Genomic DNA, 24115 nt, shown 5'->3' with positions numbered 1-24115 from the left:
GAGGCGTGAAGGACCTGCTGACGACGCCGGCCACAGAGGCGGCGGTCATCGACATCGGCTCGAACTCCGTGCGCCTGGTCCTGTACCGGCTGGACGGCCGCGCCATCTGGACCGTGTTCAACGAGAAGGTGCTGGCCGGGCTGGGCCGCGACCTGCCGGCGACCGGGCGGCTTTCCAAGGACGGGGTCGAGACAGCCCTGACGGCGCTGCGCCGCTTCGCCGCCGTGTTGGAAGGGGTGCGGCCGGCCTACAGCTTCGTCGCCGCCACCGCCGCTGTGCGCGAAGCCACGGACGGGCCCGACTTCTGTGATCGGGTCGCCGCCGAGACCGGACTGAAGGTCCGAGTCCTTTCCGGCGAGGAGGAAGCGAAATACGCGGCCCTCGGCGTCATGGCCGGCGATCCCGGCGCACGAGGCGTGGCCGCCGACATGGGCGGGTCCAGCCTGGAGCTGATCCGCATCGGCGAGGGCGGACAGAGGCCGGGGGTGACCCTGCCCCTCGGGCCGTTCAGCCTGGCCGACCCAAAGGGGTTCGACGCCGGTCGCCTGAAGACCCGCATCGGACAGGTGCTGAAGCCGGCGTCCGACAGGTTCTCGGCCGACGTGCTGCACGCCGTGGGCGGCGGCTGGCGGGCCCTGGCGCAGGTGCATATGGCGCGGACCGACTATCCGCTGCGCATCGTGCATCAATACGCCATGCCGGCGGCCGAGGCGCGCGACCTGGCGCGGTTGATGGCGCAACAGTCGAAGGCCAGCCTTGAACGTCTGCCGGGCGTGTCAAAGAAGCGCGCCGAGACCCTGCCCTACTCCGCCCTGGTTCTGGAGGGGCTGATCGAGCGCCTGAACTTGAAGACCATCCAGTTCTCGGCCTGGGGCCTGCGCGAAGGCCTGCTGTTCGAGGCGCTGGACGCGGCGGGTCCGCTTGAGGATCCGCTGCTGGCGGGCGCCATGGCCCTGGGTGTCAGACAGGGGGTGTCGCCGCATCTGCCCGAGGCGTTGCACGCCTGGCTCGGACAGGTGATCGCCGCCCTTCCCCCGGCGTTCGGACCGACGCGGGACGAGGTGCTGGCGCGGGCCGCCTGCCGCCTGGCCGACCTGGGGGCGCGGCTACACCCCGATCACCGGGTCGAGCTGGTCGTCGATCAGGTGTTGCGCGCCCCGGTCGCCGGACAGACCCACCCTGAGCGCGCCTTCCTGGCCGCCGTGCTGAACGCCCGCTACGCCGGGCCGCCCTCGACGCCCCAGCCGGAGGCCGTGGACCGCCTGCTGGACGATACGGCCCGCGCCCGCGCCCGGGCCCTGGGGCTGGCCATGCGTCTGGGCTGCGACTTGTCGGGACGTTCGCCGCAGCTTCTCGCCAATGCGGCCGTGCGGGTGCAGGGCGACACGCTGAAGTTGACGGCCTCGGACGGCTATGCAGACGTGCTGCTGGGCGAACAGACCCGGCGTCGGGCGAAGGCTCTGGCCGAGGCCATGGGACTGAAGCTGGATATCTGATCGCCGGTCAGTATCGGCCGAGCGAGTCCGGCTCCGCCGCCGGATCGCGCCGACGGAAGTAGCCCAGGTGCACCCAGTCCTTGTCGTGGGTCACGCTGACCAGTTGCATGTGGTCCTCACGAACCAAGCGGTGGAAATCCCGCTCGAAGGCGGTGCGGCTGACGCGTCGGCGCTCGCCATCCTGTTCGAGCCACGGAAAGAGCCTTGAGTTCCCCACGCGGTAAGAGGGAACCCGCAGCAGACGCCCGACATCGGCCACGGTGCGTCGACGATCCTGGGGGCGGGCCGAGACCCAACAAAACGTCGCTTGATGCCCATCCGTACGGGCGTCCGATCCAACGGGGCGAGAACCGCCAATCGCCGTCATGAGGCGATACTCAACACCGTCAACGGTCCGCGTCATGCCGCGCAGATCACGAGCGAAACCCCAAAGGCTGAAGGTCGTTACGGCCGAGGGATCCATGTCTTCAAATCCGCTCGCCCGGGCCCAGGACCAGGTCCAGACGTGATCGCCCTTGGCGCGAAGGCACAGCCTCTCGAGCTCTTCGAGGAGAGGCGGCGGCGCGGCGCGCTCATCCTGAAGGGCATGGGCGGACGTCGGCCCGGTGGCCAAGGCCACGACGGCCAATACCAGCGCGAAAACCCGATGCAGGCTCATGGAGCCCCCTTTCCACCCGGACGGTCCCACGATCCCCGCCGGCCAACAAGCTACACGGCTGCGTGTCGGCTGGCCCCGGGCGTGTTACAAGGCGGGTCTAGGTAGCGGTGAAGGTGACGCATGGCGGTTACGGGAATCGGCGGCTTCTTCTTTCGATCGAAGGATCCGGAGGCCCTGGCCGCCTGGTACCTGGAGCACCTGGGCGTCGGCGCGCCGCCGGGCGTCTATGTCTGGCCCCAGCAGGCGGGGCTGACGGTGTTCTCGCCTTTCAAGCAGGACAGCGACTATTTCGCCGCCGACAAGGCCTTCATGCTGAACTTCCGCGTCGACGACCTCGACGGACTGAAAGCCTCGCTGACCGCCGCCGGAATCGAGGTGATCACGAAGCCGGAATGGGACGCCATGCCAGAGGTCGGCCGTTTCGCCCGCATCCACGACCCCGAAGGCAATGCGATTGAGCTGTGGGAGCCGGCGGCGCAGCCGTAGCCCTCACCCCATCGTCATCCTCGGACGAGGCGCAGCCGAGACCCGAGGACCCAGCCTCACAAACCCACGATACGCAAACGGCGCTGGCTGGTATTCAGACCGATACGGCTGGGTCCTCGGGTTCGCTACGCACCCCGAGGATGACGACAGGGGGGGTGAGAAGTGAGAGAAACACACCGGGTCTTCATCGCGACCTACATCGTCGCCAGCGGCCGCAACGGCACCCTGTACACAGGCATGTCCAGCAACCTGTACGAACGCGTTTGGCAACACAAGATCGGGCATTTTGAAGGGTTCACGGCGGACTACCGATGCCGCACCCTGGTCTGGTATCAGCCGTTCGAATCCGTTGTCGCGGCCATCAAGCGCGAGAAACAGATCAAGCACTGGCTTCGCACCTGGAAGCTGAAACTGATCGAGACAGAGAATCCGGAATGGCGGGACCTGTCCGAGGGTTGGTTCGATTGAATCAATCCCTCCCTCCATCGTCATCCTCGCGGCGCGCCAGCGAACCCGAGGACCCAGCTTCACTGATCTCGATGACCCGGGGCGGCGACACCCGACGGCGACCTTAGCCAGCGAAACGTCCGGCGAGCGAGCGATCGACGGATTTATCCCTCGATCTCGACCACCTCGACGCGCGGGCCGTTGAGGACCAGGGCGATCTCGCCCCTTTTCAGCTTGATCGCGTCCTCGCCGAACAGCTGGCGGCGCCAGCCCTTCATGGCGTCGATGTCGGCGTCGTCGCTGAGCGCGATTTTTTCCAGATCGGCGACGGTGGCGATCAGCTTGGAGGCCACGCCGGCGTTGTCGCTCTTGGCCTTCAGCAGCACCTTCAGCAGTTCGACCACCGACGGCGGCGCCGGCTGGTTGTGGGCCGGGCGCTGCAGCTTGGGCGCATGGGCCTCCGGATCGGCCAGGGCGACCTTCAGCGCCTCGATCAGCTCCAGCCCCAGGCGCGACCCGCCGAAGCCCTTGGGCACGGAACGCATGCGGTTGAAGGCCTCGACGTCGGTCGGGCCCTGGGTGGCGATCTCGTCGATGGCCTCGTCCTTCAGGATGCGGCCGCGCGGCTGATCGCGCTCCTGCGCCGCCCGTTCGCGCCAGACGGCGGCGGTCTTGAACGCCGCCAGGTACCTGGCCGAATATTTCTTGGGCTTCAGCCGCTTCCAGGCGTTTTCCGGATCGGTGTCGTACAGCGCCGGATCGACGAAATCCTCCATCTCCGACATCACCCAGTCGAGACGGTTCTCGCGCGCCAGCCGGTCGCGCAACTTGGGATAGAGGGCCGCCAGGTGCGTCACGTCGCCGATGGCGTAGTGCAGTTGGGCGTCCGACAGCGGCCGGCGCGACCAGTCGGTGAAGCGGCTGCCCTTGTCCAGATCGACCTTCAGCATCTGGCGGACGATGGAATCATAGCTGACCTGATCGCCGAACCCGGCGGCCATGGCGGCGGCCTGGGTGTCGAACAGGGGCCGGGGCATGGCGCCCAGCCGCACGAAGATCTCCACGTCCTGGCGACAGGCGTGGAACACCTTGACGATGTTCGGATCGCGCAGCAGGTCAAGGAAGGGGGCGAGGTCCAGCCCCTCGGCCAGCGGATCGATGATCCCCTCATGCTCGGACGACGCCGCCTGGATCAGGCACAGCTTCGGCCAATAGGTCGTTTCCCGCATGAACTCGGTGTCGACCGCGATAAAGGGGGCCGTGGACAGGCGGGCGCAAAACTCGGCCAGCGCCTCATTGGTGGTGATCGGCGTCATTCGGATGCTATAGCCCCCGGCGACCGCCTTGTGGCAAGAGCCGCAACGCAATTCCGCCGCGATTCCCGCCCTCCTCGTCCTATTCCAGCCCAGGTCCGTGACCCATGAGCGACAACACCGACAAGCTCCACAACGGCCTGACCTACGCTGACGCCGGCGTGGACATCGACGCGGGCGAACTGCTGGTGGACGCGATCAAGCCTCTGGCCAAGTCCACGGCGCGGCCCGGATCGGAGCCGTCGCTGGGCGGTTTCGGCGCCCTGTTCGACCTGAAGGCGGCCGGGTTCAACGACCCCCTGATCGTCACCACCACCGACGGGGTCGGCACCAAGCTGAAGATCGCCATCGAAACCGGCCGTCATGACGGCGTCGGCGTCGATCTGGTGGCCATGTGCGTCAACGACCTACTGGCCCAGGGCGCCGAGCCCCTGCTGTTCCTGGACTACTATGCGACGGGCAAGCTGAGCGTGGACGACGCGCGCCGCGTGGTCGCCGGTATCGCCGAGGGCTGCCGTCAGGCCGGCTGCGCCCTGGTGGGCGGCGAAACGGCCGAGATGCCGGGCATGTATTCGGACGGCGACTATGACCTGGCCGGCTTTTCGCTCGGCGCCGTCGAACGCGGCCACGCCCTGCCCTATCTGGATCGCCAGCATCCGGGCGACCTGATCATCGGCGTCGGCTCGTCCGGCCCCCACTCCAACGGCTATTCCCTGATCCGCAAGGTGGTCGAGAAGTCCGGCCTGTCGTGGGGCGACGACGCGCCGTTCGCCCGTGACCGGTCGCTGGCCCAGGCCCTGATGGAGCCGACCCGCATCTATGTGAAGTCGGTCCTGCCCCTGATGAAGGCCGGTCTGGTCAAGGCGGGCGCCCACATCACCGGCGGCGGCCTGATCGAGAACCCGCCCCGCTGCATCGCCGAGGGTCTGGAGGCGGCGTTCGACTGGGACGCCTGGCCGATGCCGCACGTCTTCCAGTGGCTGGCCGAGACCGGAGGCATCAGCGACCACGAGATGCGCCGCACCTTCAACTGCGGCGTCGGCTTCATCCTGATCGTGAGCCCGGAAAACGCCGAGGAGGTGCTGGCGGGACTGCTGGAAGCCGGCGAGACGGCCTTCGTCTGCGGGCAGTTGGTGGCTTCGTGAACATCGGCTCCTCTCCCGGCGGGAGAGGGCTGGCGCATTGCATGCCCAACCACCTGCTGGTGAACCGCTTTAACTAGGCGTTTCCCCAAAGCCTCGAACGGGTGCCCCCCTTACGCGTCACGGCCTGTCAGCGCAGAAACGCAACGTTCCCAAGCCTCACCATGCTCGGGAGTAAAGTCGACAGCGAAAATCATCGGCACCGTCCCATTTTCGAGTGTGTAAGCAACATCGAGCCGGTTCTGGAAGCTGATCCCCCAGAGCGCCTCCACCGTTTGGTGGCCACCCGCATCAAAAACAAAGAGGCGGAACCTCGGACTCTCTGCGGGTGACTGTGCTTGTTGTTCGCCAAGGTTCGTATGGAACCCATTCACCACGTAGGCGTCAGACGGCGCAGTATAGTTTTCTCCGTCTCGAGAAACGCCGAGTTTCATGCCAACGAAAACTCGACTGCCGTCAGGCCAGTTGTAGAGCGAAAAACTTCCCGCAACGGCTACGGCGTCACCCTGATAATAGGCCGTGTCTTCGACTACCACGTCGAATGACGCCTCACAGGCCATGTGGACGCCATTCATAAATTTCGGGGCGACCTCCACTCTTACCGTCTCAGCCCCCAAAACCAATGTCGCCAAGAGCATTGTCAGCATCGTTGCATCCCCCTTTGCCTACAACTGCCACTCTATTGGCTGAGCCGAACTCCGAACGCCCCTAACGCGCCCCGCCGTTGACCGTCTCGGCGTAGAACCCCTTCAGGTCGGCGTGGAGCTCCTCCAGCGCCTCGCGGCTCGTGTACATCATGTGGCCGCCGTCATAGTAGGTGAAGGCGACGTTCCCCCGGACCTCGGGCTCCAGCATCATCTGGGCCATGTCGAACTCGGTCGAGAAGAAGGGCGTGGCGGCGTCGTAGTAGCCGTTCAGCGCCAGCACCTTCAGATAGGGATTGCGCCGCATCGCCGTGGCCAGATCGACGGCCGTGTTCGGCGTCGTCTGCGGCCCGCCCACCGGCGGACGGTGGCTCCAGTTCCAGTTGAAGCCCGGCAGGCCGCGCGCCGACATGCGGTACTCGACATTGGTCTTGTAGTTCAAGGTGTTGGCCACATAGTCCCGGAACACGCTGAAATAGGCGCCGGTGATCGCGCTCGACGAGGGATCCTCCTCCGGGTCCCCGCCCGCCGCATCCGCATCCATGCCGAGATAGCGCATGTCCAGGCGGCCGATGGTGCGGCGGCGGTCGCGCAGCAGCTCCTTGCGGAATCCGCCCAGTTCGACCCGCAGATTGGCCTGGTCGATATATTCGGGCGAAAGGCCGATCAGTTCGCTCATCTGGCGGGCGATCGAGGCCCGCTCGGCGTCGGAGATCATCGATCCCTTAGCCAGCGCAGACGCATAGGGGCCGAGGGCGAACTCACGCGCGCGCTGGACATGGGTCTCCACGTCAGCCGGGCGGTTGGGCACCTTGTTGTGATACCAGGCCGTGGCCGCAAACGTCGGGAACAGGCCGATGTAGTTGGACGAAAATCCCGGCTGGCGTACGCCGTAGTTCATGATCGACGACAGCAGCACCACGCCGTTCAGGGGCATGCCCTGGTTCTCGAGGTTGTAGGCGACGGCCCCGGCGCGCAGCGTGCCGTAGCTCTCGCCGATGATGTATTTCGGGCTGGTCCAGCGGCTGTATTTGGTCGTGTAGCGCATGATGGCGCGGGTGAAGGCGTCGGCGTCCTGATCCACGCCCCAGAAGGCCGAACCCGGCGTCTCGCCCAGCGGCCGCGAGTATCCGGCGCCGACCATGTCGATGAACACCAGATCGGTCTGGTCCAGCAGGGTCATGTCGTTGGGACCGAAGCGGAAAGGCGCCGGCCGCTCGACCACCGGCTCGTCCGTCAGGATCCGCACCGGGCCGAACGAGCCCATGTGCAGCCAGATCGTCGGCGAGCCCGGGCCGCCGTTATAGAGATAGGTCACCGGCCTGCGCCCTGCAGGCTGGCCGTCCAGCGTATAGGCGGTGAAGAACAGGCTGGCCGTCGGCATGCCCGCGTCGTCGCGGATGGTCAGGGTGCCCGCCGTGGCGGAGTAGCGTAGCGTCTGGCCATGGGCGGTCACCGACCCCTTCGTCACCACCTCCTGCTCGGCCACCGGGGCGCGGGCCCAGTCGGCCTCTACGGCCTGGGCGTTGGCGTTGCGGAACCGGTCGGGCGCGGACTGCATGGCGCCCGGCGACTGGGCCAGAACCGGCATGCTCACGGCGGCCAGCGCCAGGGCGGCGCAGGCGAAAGACAGAAGGCGCGTCATGGATACATCCCCCGGGACAACAGGCCCTTGAACAGGATCGGGACGCTACGTCCGGGCCCGGCCGCTTCGCAAGCCCGCGCGCGCATTTTCGTATACGGCCGTCAGGCGGGCCGCGATCTTCTGCCGCTGAGGCGACGCCACAGGGCCTCGGCGGGTCCCTGCCGAAACCGCTTCAGCCAGATCGCGCTGAAGACGCACAGCGCCACGAAGATCGCCAGACCGATGGCGGCCATCCCCGCGACATTGATGTCGCCCATCAGGCCCAGCCCCCAGCCGTACCAGATGAAGCCCCCGATCAGGTTGGACGCCAGATAGCCGGTCAGGGCCATGCGCCCCATCGGGGTCAGGCCTCTCTGCAGCCATTTCCCCTTGCCGGACAGCCAGAGGGTGAACAGGGCGGCGTAGCCCATGGCCATGACCGGCAGGCCGACATAGGCGGCGGTGACGGCGGCGCGCAGCAACGGGCCCGCCTCGATCCCCATCCGGCCGGAGCCATGCACGGCGCTGAGCACAAAGCCGATCGGCAGGCAGATCCAGGCGATGCGGCGCAGGCGCGGCCGCCACGCCGCGATGTCGGCGAACACGCCTTTCCGCGCCGTCCAGAGGCCCAGAAGAAACAGGCCCAGTACGCCGAGATCATAGGTCAGGACATAGGCCGTGTCGTGCAGGTTATGATCGACGTAGTAGCGCAGGTTGGCGGCCACGACCTGGAGGTAGGAGCCCTCGGCATAGATCGGCGCGCGGGCCTCGATCAGCCGCCATCCCTCCGCCGAGGTCAGGCCCGACAGACCGCGGATCGGCGCGCCTGTGACCGCTTCTATCGCCCCGGCGATCAGCGGGGGCGCCAGGATGAGGATCAGCCCCAGGGTCAGGATCGACCGATCGCTCCACCGCCGGAACAGCATCAGCACCATGCCCAGCAGGGCGTAGAGGATCAGGATGTCGCCCCAGAACAGGAAGGCCAGGTTGAACAGGCCGATCGCCAGCAGCACCGCCATGCGCCGCAGATAAAAGCCGATGAAGCCCGGCCCGGTGCGTGACATCAGCAGTCCGAAGCCCACGCCGAACAGGAAGGCGAACACCGACCGCGCCTTGCCCTGAACCAGGATCAGGTCGAAAGCGGCGACCGCGAAGTCTGCGGGCCCCGCCCTTTCGATCACCGCCGCCGCGTCCAGCGCCATGACCATGGACAGGATGTTCATGGCGATGACGCCCCACAGCGCCAGCGCCCGCAGGCTGTCGATCACTGGCAGGCGCGCCGGGCCGGGCGTCTCGATCGTGCTCATCTCAAACTCCCCCGCAGCGACTGTTCCAGAAAGGCGGGCGGGCGTCGCCTTGCCAAGCGCGCCGGGAGCGGCCATCCAGCCGCCGCCATGACCGCCGCCCCCGCCCCCGTCCATCGCCGCCGCGTCGCCGTCCTGATTTCGGGCGGCGGATCGAACATGGCGGCGCTGATCGCGGCGGGACAGCCGATGGATGCGGCCTATGAGGTGGTGCTGGTGCTTTCGAACCGTCCGGACGCGGGCGGACTGGCGCGCGCACGGGCGGCCGGGGTCGAGGCCATCGCTGTGGATCACCGGCCGTTCGGCAAGGATCGCGAGGGGCATGAGCGGGCGATCCAGGCCGAGCTGGAACACAGAGGCGTCGAGGTCGTGGCCCTGGCCGGCTATATGCGGCTGCTGACGCCGTGGCTGGTCCGAAAATGGCAGGGACGGATGCTGAACATCCACCCCAGCCTGCTGCCCCTCTATCCGGGCCTCGACACCCACGCCCGCGCCCTGGCCGCCGGCGACACCGAGGCGGGCTGCACGGTGCATCTGGTGACCGAGGGCGTGGACGAGGGCCCGATCCTGGGCCAGGCGCGCGTCCCGGTGCAGGCCGAAGATACCGTCGAGACCCTGGCGGCGCGGGTTCTCGGTGCGGAGCACGACCTCTACCCCGCCGTTCTGTCGGACTTCTGCCGAACCCTCAGCTAGAGCGCGTGCGGGCGTGCCGTCGCCTCCCCCCTCCGTGCATCCCGGCGAAGGCCGGAATCCAGATCGAACTCCGGGTCGTCGAGGCGGGGCGATGGATCGAACCACCCAAAAGACGAAGTTCGCCATCTGGATCCCGGCCTTCGCCGGGATGCTCGGTGAGGCGGGACGTCGGCACTCACAAGAACAGGCCCAAACCAAAAAAGCCCCGGATCGCTCCGGGGCTTCTTCGATGTCTGGCGCGAAGCGCCTTAGCCGACGATCTGGTCTTCGGTGAAGAACTGGGCGATCTCGATGCCGGCGTTCTCCAAGCTGTCCGAACCGTGGACCGAGTTTTCACCGATCGACAGGGCGAACTGCTTGCGGATGGTGCCTTCGGCGGCCTGTTCCGGGTTGGTGGCGCCCATGACTTCGCGATAGGCGGCGACGGCGTTCGGGCCTTCCAGCACCTGAACGACGACCGGCTCGGCGGTCATCTGCTCGACCAGCTCGCCGTAGAACGGGCGCTCGGCGTGGACTTCGTAGAACTTCTTGGCCTGTTCGGTCGTCAGCTTGACGCGGCGCTGGGCGACGATGCGCAGGCCGGCGGCCTCGATCACGGCGTTGACGGCGCCGGTCAGGTTGCGGCGCGTGGCGTCGGGCTTGATGATCGAGAAGGTGCGTTCGGTCATGGGAGTGACTTCTTGTTGGGAGATTGAGGGTCGCGGGCTTATAGCGGCGGTCTCCCCGGTTTCCAACCGCTGCTTATTTTCGCCTCAATGCGCGGCCGGCGACCGCTCGCGCCCGATCTTTCCGACGACTGACGACCTCATGCTCCAGATCAAGAACCTGACACTCAACGCCTGGGGCCGCCAGTTTCTGGACGACGCCTCGGTCAGCCTGCCGCCGGGAGCCAAGGTCGGGCTGGTCGGCCGCAACGGCATCGGCAAGTCGACCCTGTTCAAGGTCATCCTGGGCGAACTGACCGCCAACGGCGACGAGGTCAGTCTGCCCAAGACCGCCCGCATCGGCTCGGTCGATCAGGAACATCCGGCCACCCCGGTCAGCGTGCTGGACACCATCCTGGAAGCCGACGTCGAGCGACATGACCTGCTGACCCGGCTGGAGACGGCCGAGCCCGAGGAGATGGGCGAAATCTGGGGCCGGCTGATCGAGATCGACGCCGACGCCGCCCCGGCCCGCGCATCCGAAATCCTGGTCGGCCTCGGGTTCAGCCAGGAGGACATCCTGCGCCCCATGTCGCATTTCTCGGGCGGCTGGCGCATGCGGGTCGCGCTGGCGGCGGCCCTGTTCGCCGAACCGGACATGCTGCTGCTCGACGAACCGACCAACTACCTCGATCTGGAAGGCGCCCTGTGGCTGGAGGCCCGGCTCAAGCGCTATCCGGCGACGGCACTGATCATCTCTCACGACCGGGAGATGCTGAACGAGGTCTGCACCCACATCCTGCATCTCTCGAACCGCAAGCTGGATCTCTACACCGGCAACTACGACACCTTCGAAAAGACGCGGGCCGAGAAGCTGCGTCTGATGGAGGCGACCAAGTCCAAGCAGGAGGCCGAAAGGGCGCACCTGCAGAAGTTCATCGACCGGTTCAAGGCCAAGGCGTCCAAGGCGACCCAGGCCCAATCGCGCGTCAAGAAGCTGGAGAAGATGGAGCGGATCGAACTGCCGCCCGAGGAGCGCGTCGCCCCCTTCGTCCTGCCGTCGCCCGAACGCCCCCTGCCCCCGCCCCTGATCCGTCTCGAACGCGCCAATGTCGGCTATGAGCCGGGCAAGCCGATCCTCCGGAACCTCAATCTGCGGATGGACCTGGACGACCGCATCGGCCTGCTGGGCGTCAACGGGGCGGGCAAGTCGACCTTCGCCAAGTTGATCGCCAAGGCCCTGAGCATCGAGACCGGCGAGTTCCATCGCGACGGCAAGATGCGGGTCGGCTGGTTCCACCAGCACCAGATCGAGGCGATGGACCCGACCGACACCCCGCTGGAGATCATCCGCCGCGCCATGCCGGACGCCTCGGAGAGCAGCCGCCGCAGCCGCCTGGCCCAGTTCGGCCTGCCGTTCGAGAAACAGGAGACCAAGGTCGACGCCCTGTCCGGCGGCGAACGCGCTCGCCTGCTGCTGAATCTAGTGGCGATGGATGCGCCCCACATCCTGATTCTGGACGAACCGACCAACCACCTGGACATTGACAGCCGCCGGGCCCTGCTGGACGCGCTGAACGAGTATACGGGCGCGGTCATCCTGATCACCCACGATCGGTCCCTGATGGAACTGGTGGCCGACCGGCTGTGGCTGGCGGCGGACGGAAAGGTCGTCCCGTTCGAGGGCGACATGGACGACTATGCGAAGTTCGTCCTCGACCGCGCCAAACAGGCCGGCATGAAGCCGTCGCAGGTAAAGAATGAACCGGCGGCGGAAACCGCCGCAGAACACCCTCAGGCAGAGAGCCCCCGCGGGGCCAACGATAGGACCAGCAAAAGATCCGGCCCCTCTCCCTCGACCCTGCGCCACGCGGTCAAGAAGGCCGAAGCCGAGATGTCGCGCTTGGCGGCCGAGGTCGCCCGCATCGACGACGACCTGGCCAACGCCGCCGTCAGCGATCCGAAGAAGCTGGAGGGCCTGACCCGCGCGCGGGCCCGGACCCAGGCCGATCTCGACGCTGCCGAGGCCGCCTGGATCGCCGCCGAAGAAGCCCTGGCGGAGGTCGCATGAAGCCGATCCGGTTCAGCCGCGAGGAGATCGCCGACATCAAGGCGCGGCTACGCCCCTATTTCCGCGACGAGCTGGAAATGGAGCTGCGGGATCTGCCGGCGGAGATGCTGATCGACTTCCTCGCCCGCGAGATCGGCCCCTACTTCTACAATCGCGGCCTCTACGACGCCCAGGCGATCGTCAGCCAGATGTCGGAGCAGGTCTCCGAAGCCATCGCCGGCCTGGAACGCTCCTAGAGTGAAATCGGTCTCTTCAGCGGGCGGCGCCGCGATCCCGTCTTCGCCGCCGACTACATCTCCTCTCCGCCGGACCGCTTGTCGGCCGGGCCGAGTCACCGGACGGTGCCTGCACAAGCAAGGAGCCTGACCATGCGACTGTCGCGTTTCGTCCCCCTGGCGCCCGCCCTGGCGGCCCTCGCCCTGTTCACTCCGGCGTCCGCGCAGGACGCCGCCGCGACGCCGAACCGCTACGCCATCGAGGTGTCGGTCATGCGCGCGGGCACCGAGGTCGCCTCTGGCCGGACCGCCATTCGCGAGGGCGGGCAGGCCGAGATCGTGCTGACCGGGGCTGACGGCCAGTATCTCTTCACCGCCGACCTTCAGCCTGAACAAGGCGACGGCGACGAAAGCCGTCTGATCCTGGAGGCCTACCTGAACCACGACGGCGCTGACCTGGCGAACCCGCGAATGGTCGTCGCCCGTTCCGGGCGCGCCCTGATGCAGATGGGATCGAAGACCGGCGACGCCGCCACTCTGGACGACGGCGTCGAGATCAGCCTGACGCCCCTGCCATAGTCCGACGGCCCAGGCTGCGACCACGCCGCGATCCCTGACGCCTTGACGCGGCGGGCCGACGACACGACGGTGCGCGCCCGTCTCTGGTTCCGCCGCAAGAGTGTCGTCATGTTGCTTGCTCGCCTGCCCGCCGCCCTGATCGTCACCCTGATGGCCGGCGCCGCCCTGCCGGCCCTGGCCCAGACGGCGGTCGTGACCGAGGCGAGCCAGGCGCCCCTGGCCCTGCCCCGCGCCCAGCCGGTCATCCCGACCCCGTCCCAGGCCGCCTATCCGGGGGTGATCCGGTATGAGGCCGACATCACGGACACCGAGCGCCGCATCATCCGGGTGAAACAGACCGTCCCCGTCGCGGCGGCCGGCCCCCTGACCCTGCTCTATCCGAAATACCTGCCCGGCAACCACGCGGCCACCGGCCCGATCCAGCTGCTGTCGGGACTGACCGTCACCGCCAACGGTCAGAGGCTGGAGTGGCTGCGCGACACGGTCGAGCCCTACGCCTTCCATCTGGACGTCCCGGCGAACGTGACGGAGATCGACGTCGCGTTCGAATGGCTGACCCAGCCGGACGGCAGCCAGTGGCGGGTGGTCATGGGCCCCGACGTCGTCAACCTCCAGTGGGAGAAGGCCATCCTCTATCCCGCCGGCTACGACGCGACCGGGATCACGGTGGCGCCGACCGTCCGGATGAAGCCGGGCTGGGGCTATGGCGTGGCCCTGGACACCGAAAGCTTCGAGGGCGGCGCGGCGGTGTTCAAGCCGGTCGACCTCTACACCCTGGTCGACAGCCCCATGTTCGCCGGCGCCCACCATCGCCGGGTGAACATCGACCGCGCCGACGGCGACGTCTTCCTCAACATCGTCTCGGACGAGGCGAAGAACTTGGCCGCGACCGAGGCCCAGCTCGATTTCTACCGAAATCTGGTCGACCAGACCGACCGTCTGTTCGGCGCGCGGCACTACGACCGCTATGAGTTCCTGTTCGGCCTGACCAACCAGATCGGCGGCATCGGCCTGGAGCATCACCGCAGTTCGGAAAACACCGGGGCGACCGACTTCTTCACCGCCTGGGACAAGCACAACGGCGCGCGCGATCTGCTGCCGCACGAGTTCGTCCACTCCTGGAACGGCAAGCACATGCGGCCAGCCGACGAGCTGACCGCCAACTACAACGTTCCGACCCAAAACACCCTGCTGTGGGTCTATGAGGGCCAGACCGAATACTGGGGCGAGGTCCTGTCGGCCCGCTCGGGCCTGCACACCAAGGAGGAGTCCCTCATCACCCTGGCCGGGATCGCGGGCTTCTATGACAATCAGCCGGGGCGCGGCTGGCGCTCGTTACAGGACACCAACAACCACAATCTGCTCGGCTATCGCGTGCCGGGCCAGTGGTCCTCCTGGATGCGAGGCACCGGCGACTACTACCGCGAAGCCCTGCTGGTCTGGCTGGACGCCGACACCCTGATCCGCGAGGCGACCAACGGCCGTCGCTCGCTGGACGACTTCGCCAAGAGCTTCTTCGGCCGCAACGACGGGGTCGTCGCACCCGAGGGCTACCGGTTCGAGGACGTGGTGCGCCATCTGAACGCCGTCCACCCCCGTGACTGGGCGACCTTCCTGCGCACCCGTCTGGACGCGGCCGGACCGGACGCCAGGGCGCCGCTCGACGGCCTGGCGCGCGGCGGCTACCGCCTGACCTATGTCGACAGCCTGACCGCCGCCGAGAAGCGGATCATGTCCGGCTGGGCCAACGACTTCCAGTATTCCCTGGGCTTCACCCTGTCCGGGCCGAACAACCGCCTGTCGAACATCCGCTGGGGCAGCCCGGCGTTCCAGGCCGACATCGGCGTCGGCTGGGACCTGCTGGCCATCAATGACCGCGCCGCCAGCGCCGAACGCCTGCGCGAGGCCGTCACCGCGGCCAAGGGAACGGACCGGCCGATCGTCCTGCTGCTGAAATCCGGCGACCGCTTCCGCACGGTCAACCTGACCTACGCCGACGGCCTGCGCTATCCGCGGCTGGAACGGATCGAGGGCGCGCCGGACCGCCTGGGCGAAATCCTGACGCCCCGCACGCGCTGAGGCCCGGAGGGCGGCCTGCGCCGTCCCGTCAGAGGTGGTCAGAATCGGCCGGAAGCCGCTCGAAATCCCGAACCCGCGCGGACGCAGCCCCGCAGGGCGTGGAAGGCGACGGAGGCGCGGGAGAACCGATGGCTGGGGAACTAGGACTCGAACCTAGAATGACGGTACCAAAAACCGGAGTGTTACCATTACACCATTCCCCAGCAGGATCGGCGTAACCGGCGGATCGCCGGAAGGCGGTCGAGATACGCCAAGGCCGCGGGGGATGCAACACCCGAAACGCGGCGAAATCGATCGAACGAAAAAGCCGCCGCCCGGCGCGTCACAAGGCGCTTGCGGCGGCGAAACCCCCTCGCTATAAGCCCGCCTCCAAGTCGGAGTGTGGCTCAGTCTGGTAGAGCACTGCGTTCGGGACGCAGGGGTCGCAGGTTCGAATCCTGCCACTCCGACCATTTGGATCTCCGCCCTTCCCGAGGGCGCCTCGCCCTCAGATCTCGGACGCCTCCGCCGCGACCGCATTCAGGTGCGCGCCGACGGTTTCCAGCGTGCGCTGGCCCAGCGCCCGCCGGCGGGCCAGCAGATCCGGCGATCCCGCGTCATAGTCGGCCATCAGCCGCTTCACGAACGTCCCGTCGCGCACATCGGCCAGCACCCCGTCCATCGCCGCCCGCGACGCCTCGCCGATGACGCGCGGCCCGGTCAGATAGGCGCCGTATTCGGCCGTGTTCGAAATCTTGCCGAACGCCCCCGCCATGCCCCGCTCATACATCAGGTCCGTGACCAGCTTGACCTCATAGAAACACTCGAACCAGGCCACCTCGGGCGGATAACCGGCTCTGACCAGCTTCATGAAGGCCGCATCGATCAGTTCGCCGATTCCGCCGCACAGAACCACCTGCTCGCCGAACAGGTCGCTCTCGCATTCGGCCGCGAACGTCGTCTCCAGAATGCCCTTTCGCCCACACCCCAGGGCGGCCGCATAGGACAGCCCCAGGGCATGCGCCCCGCCCGTGGCGTCCTGATGCACCCCGAACAGGCAGAACACCCCCTCCCCGGCCTCGTACAGGTCGCGGATGCGCGGGCCGATGCCCTTGGGCGAATCCAGGATCACGTCCAGGTCCGGGCGCGGCGTGACCAGGCCGAACCGCACCGACAGGCCGTGAGCGAAGATCAGGGCCGCGCCGGGCGCCAGATTGGGCTCCAATTCGTCGCGATACAGGTCGCGGTGCGCCTCGTCCGACACCATGACGGCGATCACGTCGGCGCCGGCCGCCGCCTCGCCCGCCGTCCTGACGACGAAGCCGTCGGCGACGGCCTTGGCCCGGGTGGCCGAGCCGGGCTTCAGCCCGATCACGATGTCGGCCACGCCGGAATCGCGCAGGTTCAGGGCATGGGTCCGTCCCTGGCTGCCGTAGCCGATCACCGCCACCCGCCGACCGCGAATGATCGACAGATCGCAGTCGCGGTCGTGGAACACGGGCAGCGGGTCGGCTAGGGTCACGGGGTCGTTCGGAGTCTGCGTCATGACCGTTCTCATAACCGCTTCCTCGGTCGTCGCCTTCTGGAAAGCGGCGGGCGCGGCCAAATGGTACGCCAAGGACGACGCCTTCGATCGCCAGTTCCGCGACGCCGCCCACGACCTGCACTGGGCGGCGGCGCGCCGGGAGCTGGACGACTGGATCGAGACGGCCGAAGGCGCGCTGGCCCTGATGATCCTGCTGGATCAATACCCGCGCAACAGCTTCCGGGGCACGGCGCATCAATTCGCCACCGACGCCCTGGGGCTGATGTTCGCCGGCCAGGCCTGGGATCGCGGCTTCCCTCAGACGTTCGACGCCGACCTGCGCCAGTTCTTCGTCACCCCCTTCGAACATTCCGAGGCCCTGGCCGATCAGGACGCGGCCGTCGCCCTCAGCGCCGACATGCCCGAGGTTCTGAAATACGCCCACATCCACCGCGACATCATCGTCCGCTTCGGCCGCTTCCCCCACCGCAACCGCTGCCTCGGCCGCGACACGACGCCCGAGGAACAGGCCTTCCTCGACGAAGGCGGCTTCGCCGGCTGACACGCCCGTGGCGACAGCCGCCGTCCCAACTCCTTCTCCCGGTTGGGAGAGGGTCGCATCAAACATCCCTTCTCCCTGTTGGGAGAAGGTGGCTCGCGTAGCGAGACGGATGAGGGGACGGTCCAGCCTTCGGCGACAGCCGTCGCACCGCCCGTGACACGGCTCACGCCGACCCCACCATCCGTCCCCTCACCCTTGAGCGCCAGGACGACGGCTGCGCCGCCGTGCGCTCAATCCCTCTCCCAACCGGGAGAGGGAGGCGTCTGGCAGAGGGCGGTCATCCATCACACTTCAACACCCGGATTCGCTGATTTCCCTCACCTTTCCCTGAAACTTGCAGCCCTCTTCCGGGCGCAGGTGAAACCTCATCCATAATGCTCCCACTCCGCCGCACGGGAGGGCCGTCGGCCGGCGACCTGCGGGCGGTGGAGGCGAGACAGCGGGGGCGGGGTCTGTTCACACGGGCCCCGCCGCCTCGACCGCGGAGGGGAACCTTTTCGGAGCCGAGGCTGGGTCGGGGTTGAAATCCCGACCGTTCCGGGGATCGGCCACGCCGGCCGACCCGCCCGCCGGGGGGCTATTCGACGCCGGCGCCAATCAGCGCCCCCCGTCGCTCCTCCCGTCCAGGCCTCGCGCGGAGCGACATCAGGCCTTCGTCGAAAACGGTACTTCTATCCTACAGACCGGGCGAGGCCCGGCGCTCCGCCCCTCCCGCACCCTTCAGGCCCCCGCCGTGAAGCCGATGGCGCACGCCTTCTCCTCCGCCTTCTGGGGGTGGAGAAGGATCGCATGCGATCCGACGACCGGACCGCGAAGCGGTGGAGGGGGCGACGCCCCCGGCTTGGTGGAAGATCACACGCGATCCGACGACCGGACCGCGAAGCGGTGGAGGGGGAAAATCCCCCAATCCAAAAAATCCCGTCACCCTCGGGCTTGTCCCGAGGGCCCATCCCGACCGCCGCACGAACTACTGCGATGACATGCGCCCCGATCCACCGCTCGCCCGCACGGATGAATGGGTCCTCGGGACAAGCCCGAGGATGAGGCAGGTTGAAACAGGGCAACGCCGCGCCGACCGGCGACCGCCGACGCGCAATTCCTGTGGACGCGAACGCGTTTCGGCGTTCCGAATCACCTCATCTGGCTTCAAGGTTGATCCCATGAACGCCCAGGTCGCCCTCGCTGATCTTCAGTCCCTGCCCGTGGCTCCGGCCGACCATCCGGAGCGGCAGTATCTGAACCTGCTGCGCGACATCCTGGACACCGGCGCGCGTCGCGATGATCGCACCGGCACCGGCACCCTGGGGGTGTTCGGCCGCCAGATGCGGTTTGACCTGTCGAAGGGCTTCCCCCTGCTGACGACGAAGAAGCTGCACCTGCGCTCGATCATCGTCGAACTGCTGTGGTTCCTGCGCGGCGAAACCAACATCGGCTATCTGAAGGATCACAACGTCCGCATCTGGGACGAATGGGCCGACGCCGAGGGCGAGCTGGGTCCCGTCTACGGCAAGCAGTGGCGGTCCTGGACCGCCCCCGACGGTCGTGTCATCGACCAGATCGCCCGGGTGGTCGACAGTCTGAAGACCAATCCCAACAGCCGCCGCCACATCGTCACCGCCTGGAACCCGGCCGACGTCGACGACATGGCCCTGCCGCCCTGCCACTGCCTGTTCCAGTTCTTCGTCGCCGACGGCAAGCTGTCGTGCCAGCTGTATCAGCGCAGCGCCGACGTCTTCCTCGGCGTGCCGTTCAACATCGCCTCCTACGCCCTGCTGACCCTGATGATGGCCCAGGTGACGGGGCTGAAGCCGGGCGAGTTCGTCCACACCTTCGGCGACGCCCACCTGTATTCCAACCATCTGGCACAGGCCGAGCTGCAACTGACGCGAGAGCCCCTGCCCCTGCCGACCATGACGATCGCCGCCAGGGACGACCTGTTCGCCTACGACCTGTCGGACTTCACCCTCAGCGACTACCAGCCCTGGCCGCACATCAAGGCCGACGTCGCGATCTGATGAATATCAAGGACTTGCAGGACAGCGTCCTGCGCATCTCCGACATCTATGCACGCGAGCACGCCATCGACCGCGACCGGGACTGGGCCCTGCTGAAGCTGCAGGAGGAGCTGGGCGAGCTGACCGCCGAACATCTGCGCCTGTCCGGCCGGGCGCGCGGCGCGGCCGACCCCCAGGCCCTGGCGGACGAGGCGGCGGACGTGCTGGGCATGCTGCTGATCTACTGCGACCGCGCCGGCGTCGATCTGGAAACCGCCATGCAGCGGAAGTGGTTGAAGTGGCTGGAGCGCGAGAGCTAAGTCTCGATCTGCGCCGCAGACGGAGATCCCCATGCACCTGCCCCAGATCGCTCTTGTCGTGGCGCGCGGCCGGAACGGCGTGATCGGCCGCGACGGCGCCCTGCCCTGGCGGCTGCGCAGCGACCTGCAACGCTTCAAGGCCGTGACCATGGGCAAGCCCTGCGTCATGGGCCGCGCCACCTGGGAGAGCCTGCCGCTGAAGCCCCTGCCCGGCCGACTGAACATCGTCCTGACCCGCGACCTCTCCTATGACCAACAGGGCATGGCCAAGGGGGCCGTGGTCTGCACCAATCTGGACGAGGCGATCGAGATGGCGCGCGAGGCGGCCATGGACGACGGCGTTCACGAGGTCTGCGTGATCGGCGGGACGGCCCTGTTTGAGGCGATGCTGCCGCGCGCCAGACGGCTCTACGTCACTGACGTCGAGGCGGCGCCCGAGGGCGACGCCCGGTTCCCCGCCTTCGACGAGAGCCAATGGGAAGAAACCGAGGCGGTCGCCCAGGCCGCCGCCGAAAAGGACGACCACGACATGGTCTTCCGCATCCTGGAGCGGAAGTCGGCATGAGCCCGCGGGCCGAGCCGGAGCAGCCTCCGACCTGGCCCGAAGGATCAGACCAGCGTCATCAGCGAGGCGCGGTCGTATCCGCCCACCGTCTCACCGTCACGGATCTTGTTGGGCCAGTTCGGATCGGTGATCAGGGCGCGGCCCACGGCGACCAGATCGAACTCCTCCCGCTCCAGCCGCTCGACCAGATTGTCCAGCGACGCCGCCTCGGAGCTTTCGCCCCGGAAGGCGCCGAAGAACTCGCTGTTCAGACCGACCGACCCGACGGTGATGGTCGGCTTGCCCGTGACCTTTTTGGTCCAGCCGGCGAAGTTCAGGTCCGAACCCTCGAACTCCGGCTCCCAGAAGCGACGCTGCGAGCAGTGAAACACATCGACGCCGGCCTCGGACAACGGCGTCAGCCAGGCCTCCAGCTCCGCCGGATCATGCGCGTTCTTGACCGTGTAATCCTGAGACTTCCACTGCGACAGACGCAGGATCAGCGGGATGTCCTCGCCGATTCCCTCGCGAACCGCCCTGACCACCTCGGCGCCGAACCGGGCGCGATCGCTGATCGTCGCGCCGCCCCAGCGATCTTCCCGGGCGTTGGTGCCGCTCCAGAAGAACTGGTCGATCAGATAGCCATGGGCGCCGTGGATCTCGACCGCGTCGAAGCCCAGCTCGCGCGCCGCCCGCGCCGACCGGCCGAAGGCGGCGATCGTGTCGGCGATGTCCTCGTCGGTCATGGCCTCGTATTTCAGCTTCTCGGGCGCCACCAGGCCGGAGGGGCTGTCGACCTTGCCCAGGGGCTGCCAGTCGGCGCCCTGACCACGGGCGGCGCCGACGTGCCAGATCTGCGGCGCGATCAGCCCGCCGACCGCATGGACCTCGTCGACGACCGTCTTCCATTGCGGCAGGGCCTCGCCGTGAAACACCGGCACGGCGGCGTCGTTGCGGGCGGCCGGCCGCTCGACCACCGTCCCCTCGGTCACGATCAGCCCCACCCCGCCTTCGGCTCGACGGCGGTAATAGGCGGCCACGTCGGACGTCGGCACCCCGCCCGGCGAAAAGGACCGCGTCATCGGCGCCATAACGATGCGGTTCGGCAGGGTCAGGTTCTTGATCGTGAACGGGCGGAAAAGGGCGTCGACGGACATGCGGATCTCTGGGGAGGAGGACAAGAACCGACAAGGTGGCGATCAGGGTTGCGTTTGAAAACCCTTATCCAGCGTTTTTCTGTCGCCTGCGCCGCATCACGATGCGAATGCCGTTGGCCGAGTTGAGCGTGAGCTTGGCGTAGGGGATCGGATCGGCCCCTTCGGCGGGCGCCAGATCGAAGCGGCGTACCGCCATGGCCAACATCATCACGCCTTCCTGAAGGGCGAAGGCCGCGCCAGGGCAGACGCGCTCGCCCATGCTGAACGGCATGAAGGCGGATTTCATCGCCGCGCGGCCTTCAGGCGTGGCGAAACGGCAGGGACGAAACTCGTCCGCGCCTTCCCACAGCAGGCTGTTCCGATGCATCAGCCAGGGTGCGATGAAGATGACGCTCGCCGGATCGACCTTGCGATTGCCGAGGTGTTCACACTGGACCGTATCCCTGGCCACGAAAGCCACCGGCGGATACAGCCGCATCGCCTCGCGGAAAACGTCACGCGTGAAGTCCAGGCGGCGCAGGCTCTGGAACTCCAGCGGGTCGTCGCCTGCGGCCTGGGCCACCTCCTCCCGGACACGCTCAAGATCATCCGGGCTGTTGGCGAGCAGATAGAAGGCCCAGGCGATGGCGCTGGCCGACGTCTCGTGGCCCGCCAGAAACAGCATGCAGACCTGATCGAGCAGCTCGCGCGGCGAGAAGCCTCCGCAGCCGCTTTCCGCCCCGCCCCGGAGCAGCGCGCCCAGAATGTCGTCCCCGGCCGGCCCGCCTGCGCGATAGGCGTCCAGCCGCCGCTTCAGCGGCTTCCACATCACCCGCCGGATGCGCCAGGCAGCGAAGATGGCCGGCAGGGATCCAGGAAACACGAACGTCGGCAGGCCGCTGAGCCGCACCATTCCATGGGCGTAGGCCAGATTCTGGAAGGTTTCGAAGGCGGCGAAGGCCTGGCGACCGGATCTCGGGTCGATCGGTTCCGAAAACAGGGTCCGGAAGATCACGTCCGCCGTGAAATGGGTCATGGCGTCGTCGATGAACACCACCCCGTCGCGCGCGGCGCGCCGGTCCAGATCGACCAGGGCCGCGTCCGCCGCCTCCCTCATACGAGAGAAGCTTTCCTTGATCCGCGCCTGTTCCAACGCCGGGTCGATCAGGTCGCGCTGGCGTCGCCAGACGTCGCCGTTGGTCGTGAAAATACTCTCGCCGGTCAGGCTTCTGAGCATCGACCCCATCATGACGCTCTTGGGGAAATCCTTGGGGCGGCTGACCAGCATTTCGCGCACATGGGCGGGATCGCGCACCGTGTAGAGCCAGCGACGCTCCAGCCGGGGCGCCGTGGGAATGGAAAACCGGCTGACGCCCAGGCCGCCGTAGCTGCCGGCCTGGAACAGGGCCAGGCTGGAACTCAGGCTGGCGCGTATGCGATCGATCAGGCGCGGCCTTTCAGACAGGGCGTGCGGTTTCGGCGGAATGAAGCCGGTCATGACATGCGATCCGGCCCGAACGCGATGCGGCGCCAGTCATAGACCTCCGGATGGTCGGAGCTGCGCATATATTGGAAGTGATAGGCCATGGGATCGCGCTTCAGCGTTCGGAACCGCTCCGGCGAGAGCGCGCGATGGAAGTGCGGCGACAGCCGCCGGACACGACCGATGTCATGTTGATGCGGCGTGTGCAGCAGGGGGTGCCAGACACCGGCCGCCCCCGGATCCGCAGGCGCGCTGATGTCCGTCCAGCCGATATCATCCGCCGCGACGAGCGCATCGAGCGCCCGCGACCAGCTCGGCGCAGGTCCGAGCTTTGCGTAAGGCGCAATACAATGGCCGATCGTTATCAGCCGTATGGGCGTCCCGGAGTGTCCCAACCCTTCGTGCCGCATCAGCGCCCGCCCCACGACGTCGACGGCATGTATCGAGCCCGAACTGTGGCCGACCACGATGATGTCTTCCCACCGTCCCGAGGCCGCCTCGACGATCAGGCGATCGGAAAAGGCCTGCAGGCGTTCGTCCAGTTCCGGAATACGGCCCTGGCTGAGATCGACCATGTGAAGATGGCCACGCCCCAGCCAGCAAAGATTGGCCCAACGGTCGAAGCGTCGCCAAAGGCTGGGAGCCAGGGCGAGCACCGCCAGTCCTCCCAGTCCGGCAGCCGTCGGCAGGCCCACGCGGGCCGCAGCCAGCGCCAGCGCCCACGAGGCGAAAGCCGCCGCCAGGCCCGCTGCGACGCAGAACGCAAGCACCGCCGCCGGAAGCGCCAGAACCGCAAGGCGCGTCGTCCTTGAAGCCGAAATCAACGCGCCGAAAGTCCCCGTCCGCCAGTAGGCCGCCAGCCACCTCGCAAGGCCGCCGGCTTGCGCCCGAAGAGAGCGACCCCAGCGGGCCCGCACCAGATCATCCCAGCGAAAGGCGACGAACTCGGTGCTGACGACTCCTTCGGGCCAGTCGGCGTCAATGCGCCAGACGCTGGAATGGGGTTCACGACGACGACGGCCGACGCGAAACGCGCCGCCGAAGTCGGTTGAACCGACCGCATCTTGCCGCTGGAGGTCATGCAGGACGCCGGGGCCACGGGGATCGAACCCATGGACGTAAAGCAGCAGCTTTCGACGTCCGGAGGACGCTTCGTCCTCGTCGTCAGTCACGTGTG

At 67.5% G+C, this 24115-nt stretch carries 23 protein-coding genes and 2 tRNA genes; 14 read left to right on the top strand and 11 right to left on the bottom strand.

Annotated elements, in window-relative coordinates; translation table 11 throughout:
- The first annotated feature begins 5 nt into the window (after positions 1–5).
- Complete coding sequence (locus ACO2Q1_RS02880) at positions 6–1496, top strand: Ppx/GppA family phosphatase (RefSeq protein ID WP_423328037.1); 1491 nt, start codon at positions 6–8, stop codon at positions 1494–1496.
- Between the two features lie 7 nt (positions 1497–1503).
- Here ACO2Q1_RS02880 and ACO2Q1_RS02875 read toward each other — a convergent pair whose 3' ends face one another.
- Positions 1504–2154: a hypothetical protein gene (locus ACO2Q1_RS02875; protein ID WP_423328036.1), complete on the bottom strand. Its 651-nt coding sequence runs from the start codon at positions 2152–2154 to the stop codon at positions 1504–1506.
- A 120-nt stretch (positions 2155–2274) separates the two neighbouring features.
- Between ACO2Q1_RS02875 and ACO2Q1_RS02870 the strand changes: the two genes are divergently transcribed.
- Both ACO2Q1_RS02870 and ACO2Q1_RS02865 read left to right on the top strand, forming a co-directional pair.
- The gene (locus ACO2Q1_RS02870; RefSeq protein WP_423328035.1) at positions 2275–2640 is read left to right on the top strand and encodes a VOC family protein; all 366 of its coding nucleotides are present in this window, start codon (positions 2275–2277) and stop codon (positions 2638–2640) included.
- 162 nt (positions 2641–2802) lie between these two features.
- Positions 2803–3108, top strand: coding sequence for a GIY-YIG nuclease family protein (locus ACO2Q1_RS02865; protein ID WP_423328034.1), 306 nt, complete (start codon positions 2803–2805; stop codon positions 3106–3108).
- A gap of 143 nt (positions 3109–3251) precedes the next feature.
- On the opposite strand, the gene rnd is transcribed toward ACO2Q1_RS02865, so the two are convergent.
- Positions 3252–4403 (bottom strand): ribonuclease D, encoded by a 1152-nt coding sequence (gene rnd / locus ACO2Q1_RS02860; RefSeq protein ID WP_423328033.1) that lies wholly within the window; start codon positions 4401–4403, stop codon positions 3252–3254.
- Between the two features lie 104 nt (positions 4404–4507).
- Here rnd and purM point away from each other — a divergent pair, with 104 nt between their 5' ends.
- On the top strand, positions 4508–5545 hold the full coding sequence (purM, locus tag ACO2Q1_RS02855; protein ID WP_423328032.1) for a phosphoribosylformylglycinamidine cyclo-ligase: 1038 nt from the start codon (positions 4508–4510) through the stop codon (positions 5543–5545).
- 110 nt (positions 5546–5655) lie between these two features.
- On the opposite strand, the gene ACO2Q1_RS02850 is transcribed toward purM, so the two are convergent.
- From ACO2Q1_RS02850 to ACO2Q1_RS02840, 3 genes are all read right to left on the bottom strand, one after another.
- Complete coding sequence (locus ACO2Q1_RS02850) at positions 5656–6189, bottom strand: hypothetical protein (protein WP_423328031.1); 534 nt, start codon at positions 6187–6189, stop codon at positions 5656–5658.
- 61 nt (positions 6190–6250) lie between these two features.
- Positions 6251–7831, bottom strand: coding sequence for a S10 family peptidase (locus tag ACO2Q1_RS02845; RefSeq protein WP_423328030.1), 1581 nt, complete (start codon positions 7829–7831; stop codon positions 6251–6253).
- Between the two features lie 101 nt (positions 7832–7932).
- Entirely contained in the window at positions 7933–9117 is a 1185-nt protein-coding gene (locus tag ACO2Q1_RS02840; RefSeq protein ID WP_423328029.1) for a DUF418 domain-containing protein, read from the bottom strand.
- Between the two features lie 87 nt (positions 9118–9204).
- Between ACO2Q1_RS02840 and purN the strand changes: the two genes are divergently transcribed.
- Entirely contained in the window at positions 9205–9807 is a 603-nt protein-coding gene (gene purN, locus ACO2Q1_RS02835) for a phosphoribosylglycinamide formyltransferase (protein ID WP_423328028.1), read from the top strand.
- Positions 9808–10055: 248 nt separating this feature from the next.
- Here purN and ndk read toward each other — a convergent pair whose 3' ends face one another.
- Entirely contained in the window at positions 10056–10475 is a 420-nt protein-coding gene (gene ndk / locus ACO2Q1_RS02830; protein WP_423328027.1) for a nucleoside-diphosphate kinase, read from the bottom strand.
- A 139-nt stretch (positions 10476–10614) separates the two neighbouring features.
- On the opposite strand from ndk, the gene ACO2Q1_RS02825 reads away from it, so the two are divergent.
- The 4 genes from ACO2Q1_RS02825 to ACO2Q1_RS02810 all read left to right on the top strand — a co-directional run bounded on the left by ACO2Q1_RS02825 (position 10615) and on the right by ACO2Q1_RS02810 (position 15395).
- Positions 10615–12522 (top strand): ABC-F family ATP-binding cassette domain-containing protein, encoded by a 1908-nt coding sequence (locus tag ACO2Q1_RS02825; protein ID WP_423328026.1) that lies wholly within the window; start codon positions 10615–10617, stop codon positions 12520–12522.
- Positions 12519–12758, top strand: coding sequence for a DUF2164 domain-containing protein (locus tag ACO2Q1_RS02820; RefSeq protein ID WP_423328025.1), 240 nt, complete (start codon positions 12519–12521; stop codon positions 12756–12758). Before ACO2Q1_RS02825 ends, ACO2Q1_RS02820 begins: the two co-directional genes overlap by 4 nt.
- A gap of 132 nt (positions 12759–12890) precedes the next feature.
- Positions 12891–13316 (top strand): hypothetical protein, encoded by a 426-nt coding sequence (locus ACO2Q1_RS02815; RefSeq protein ID WP_423328024.1) that lies wholly within the window; start codon positions 12891–12893, stop codon positions 13314–13316.
- A 108-nt stretch (positions 13317–13424) separates the two neighbouring features.
- Positions 13425–15395 (top strand): M61 family metallopeptidase, encoded by a 1971-nt coding sequence (locus ACO2Q1_RS02810; RefSeq protein ID WP_423328023.1) that lies wholly within the window; start codon positions 13425–13427, stop codon positions 15393–15395.
- Between the two features lie 129 nt (positions 15396–15524).
- On the opposite strand, the gene ACO2Q1_RS02805 is transcribed toward ACO2Q1_RS02810, so the two are convergent.
- Positions 15525–15598 (bottom strand) — tRNA-Gln (locus ACO2Q1_RS02805).
- Between the two features lie 172 nt (positions 15599–15770).
- On the opposite strand from ACO2Q1_RS02805, the gene ACO2Q1_RS02800 reads away from it, so the two are divergent.
- Positions 15771–15847: transfer RNA gene (locus ACO2Q1_RS02800), tRNA-Pro, on the top strand.
- A gap of 35 nt (positions 15848–15882) precedes the next feature.
- On the opposite strand, the gene ilvC is transcribed toward ACO2Q1_RS02800, so the two are convergent.
- A complete protein-coding gene (gene ilvC, locus ACO2Q1_RS02795) occupies positions 15883–16920 on the bottom strand; it encodes a ketol-acid reductoisomerase (protein WP_423328022.1) in 1038 nt (345 codons plus the stop codon).
- On the opposite strand from ilvC, the gene ACO2Q1_RS02790 reads away from it, so the two are divergent.
- The 4 genes from ACO2Q1_RS02790 (at position 16919) to ACO2Q1_RS02775 (ending at position 20340) form a co-directional block, all read left to right on the top strand.
- Entirely contained in the window at positions 16919–17461 is a 543-nt protein-coding gene (locus tag ACO2Q1_RS02790; protein WP_423328021.1) for a DUF924 family protein, read from the top strand. The two genes, ilvC and ACO2Q1_RS02790, sit on opposite strands and share 2 nt — an antisense overlap.
- Positions 17462–18621: 1160 nt before the next feature.
- Positions 18622–19476: a thymidylate synthase gene (locus ACO2Q1_RS02785; RefSeq protein WP_423328020.1), complete on the top strand. Its 855-nt coding sequence runs from the start codon at positions 18622–18624 to the stop codon at positions 19474–19476.
- Positions 19476–19775 (top strand): phosphoribosyl-ATP pyrophosphohydrolase, encoded by a 300-nt coding sequence (locus ACO2Q1_RS02780; RefSeq protein ID WP_423328019.1) that lies wholly within the window; start codon positions 19476–19478, stop codon positions 19773–19775. The genes ACO2Q1_RS02785 and ACO2Q1_RS02780 overlap by 1 nt, the downstream gene beginning before the upstream one ends.
- Positions 19776–19806: 31 nt before the next feature.
- Entirely contained in the window at positions 19807–20340 is a 534-nt protein-coding gene (locus ACO2Q1_RS02775; RefSeq protein ID WP_423328018.1) for a dihydrofolate reductase, read from the top strand.
- A gap of 44 nt (positions 20341–20384) precedes the next feature.
- On the opposite strand, the gene ACO2Q1_RS02770 is transcribed toward ACO2Q1_RS02775, so the two are convergent.
- From ACO2Q1_RS02770 to ACO2Q1_RS02760, 3 genes are all read right to left on the bottom strand, one after another.
- Positions 20385–21476 carry an NADH:flavin oxidoreductase gene (locus ACO2Q1_RS02770; protein ID WP_423328017.1) on the bottom strand — a complete coding sequence of 364 codons (1092 nt, stop codon included), beginning with the start codon at positions 21474–21476 and terminating at the stop codon, positions 20385–20387.
- A gap of 64 nt (positions 21477–21540) precedes the next feature.
- A complete protein-coding gene (locus ACO2Q1_RS02765) occupies positions 21541–22953 on the bottom strand; it encodes a cytochrome P450 (protein WP_423328016.1) in 1413 nt (470 codons plus the stop codon).
- Positions 22950–24110 carry a hypothetical protein gene (locus ACO2Q1_RS02760; protein ID WP_423328015.1) on the bottom strand — a complete coding sequence of 387 codons (1161 nt, stop codon included), beginning with the start codon at positions 24108–24110 and terminating at the stop codon, positions 22950–22952. Before ACO2Q1_RS02760 ends, ACO2Q1_RS02765 begins: the two co-directional genes overlap by 4 nt.
- Between the last annotated feature and the right edge of the window lie 5 nt (positions 24111–24115).

Source organism: Brevundimonas sp. VNH65 (assembly GCF_049445955.1).
Taxonomy (GTDB): Bacteria; Pseudomonadota; Alphaproteobacteria; order Caulobacterales; family Caulobacteraceae; genus Brevundimonas.
Note: the sequence above shows the minus strand (reverse complement) of the source record. Positions and strands in the feature narration are given on the sequence as shown.

Bases quoted from the DNA above. Each gene is read 5' to 3' on its own strand.
- rnd (WP_423328033.1), bottom strand. From the start codon at position 4,403: ATGACGCCGATCACCACCAATGAGGCGCTGGCCGAGTTTTGCGCCCGC.
- ACO2Q1_RS02840 (WP_423328029.1), bottom strand. From the start codon at position 9,117: ATGAGCACGATCGAGACGCCCGGCCCGGCGCGCCTGCCAGTGATCGAC.
- ACO2Q1_RS02775 (WP_423328018.1), top strand. From the start codon at position 19,807: ATGCACCTGCCCCAGATCGCTCTTGTCGTGGCGCGCGGCCGGAACGGC.
- ACO2Q1_RS02790 (WP_423328021.1), top strand. From the start codon at position 16,919: ATGACCGTTCTCATAACCGCTTCCTCGGTCGTCGCCTTCTGGAAAGCG.
- ACO2Q1_RS02770 (WP_423328017.1), bottom strand. From the start codon at position 21,476: ATGTCCGTCGACGCCCTTTTCCGCCCGTTCACGATCAAGAACCTGACC.
- ACO2Q1_RS02875 (WP_423328036.1), bottom strand. From the start codon at position 2,154: ATGAGCCTGCATCGGGTTTTCGCGCTGGTATTGGCCGTCGTGGCCTTG.
- ACO2Q1_RS02845 (WP_423328030.1), bottom strand. From the start codon at position 7,831: ATGACGCGCCTTCTGTCTTTCGCCTGCGCCGCCCTGGCGCTGGCCGCC.
- ndk (WP_423328027.1), bottom strand. From the start codon at position 10,475: ATGACCGAACGCACCTTCTCGATCATCAAGCCCGACGCCACGCGCCGC.
- purN (WP_423328028.1), top strand. From the start codon at position 9,205: ATGACCGCCGCCCCCGCCCCCGTCCATCGCCGCCGCGTCGCCGTCCTG.
- ACO2Q1_RS02820 (WP_423328025.1), top strand. From the start codon at position 12,519: ATGAAGCCGATCCGGTTCAGCCGCGAGGAGATCGCCGACATCAAGGCG.
- ACO2Q1_RS02810 (WP_423328023.1), top strand. From the start codon at position 13,425: ATGTTGCTTGCTCGCCTGCCCGCCGCCCTGATCGTCACCCTGATGGCC.
- ACO2Q1_RS02785 (WP_423328020.1), top strand. From the start codon at position 18,622: ATGAACGCCCAGGTCGCCCTCGCTGATCTTCAGTCCCTGCCCGTGGCT.
- ilvC (WP_423328022.1), bottom strand. From the start codon at position 16,920: ATGACGCAGACTCCGAACGACCCCGTGACCCTAGCCGACCCGCTGCCC.
- ACO2Q1_RS02870 (WP_423328035.1), top strand. From the start codon at position 2,275: ATGGCGGTTACGGGAATCGGCGGCTTCTTCTTTCGATCGAAGGATCCG.
- ACO2Q1_RS02825 (WP_423328026.1), top strand. From the start codon at position 10,615: ATGCTCCAGATCAAGAACCTGACACTCAACGCCTGGGGCCGCCAGTTT.
- ACO2Q1_RS02850 (WP_423328031.1), bottom strand. From the start codon at position 6,189: ATGCTGACAATGCTCTTGGCGACATTGGTTTTGGGGGCTGAGACGGTA.
- ACO2Q1_RS02815 (WP_423328024.1), top strand. From the start codon at position 12,891: ATGCGACTGTCGCGTTTCGTCCCCCTGGCGCCCGCCCTGGCGGCCCTC.
- ACO2Q1_RS02765 (WP_423328016.1), bottom strand. From the start codon at position 22,953: ATGACCGGCTTCATTCCGCCGAAACCGCACGCCCTGTCTGAAAGGCCG.
- purM (WP_423328032.1), top strand. From the start codon at position 4,508: ATGAGCGACAACACCGACAAGCTCCACAACGGCCTGACCTACGCTGAC.
- ACO2Q1_RS02780 (WP_423328019.1), top strand. From the start codon at position 19,476: ATGAATATCAAGGACTTGCAGGACAGCGTCCTGCGCATCTCCGACATC.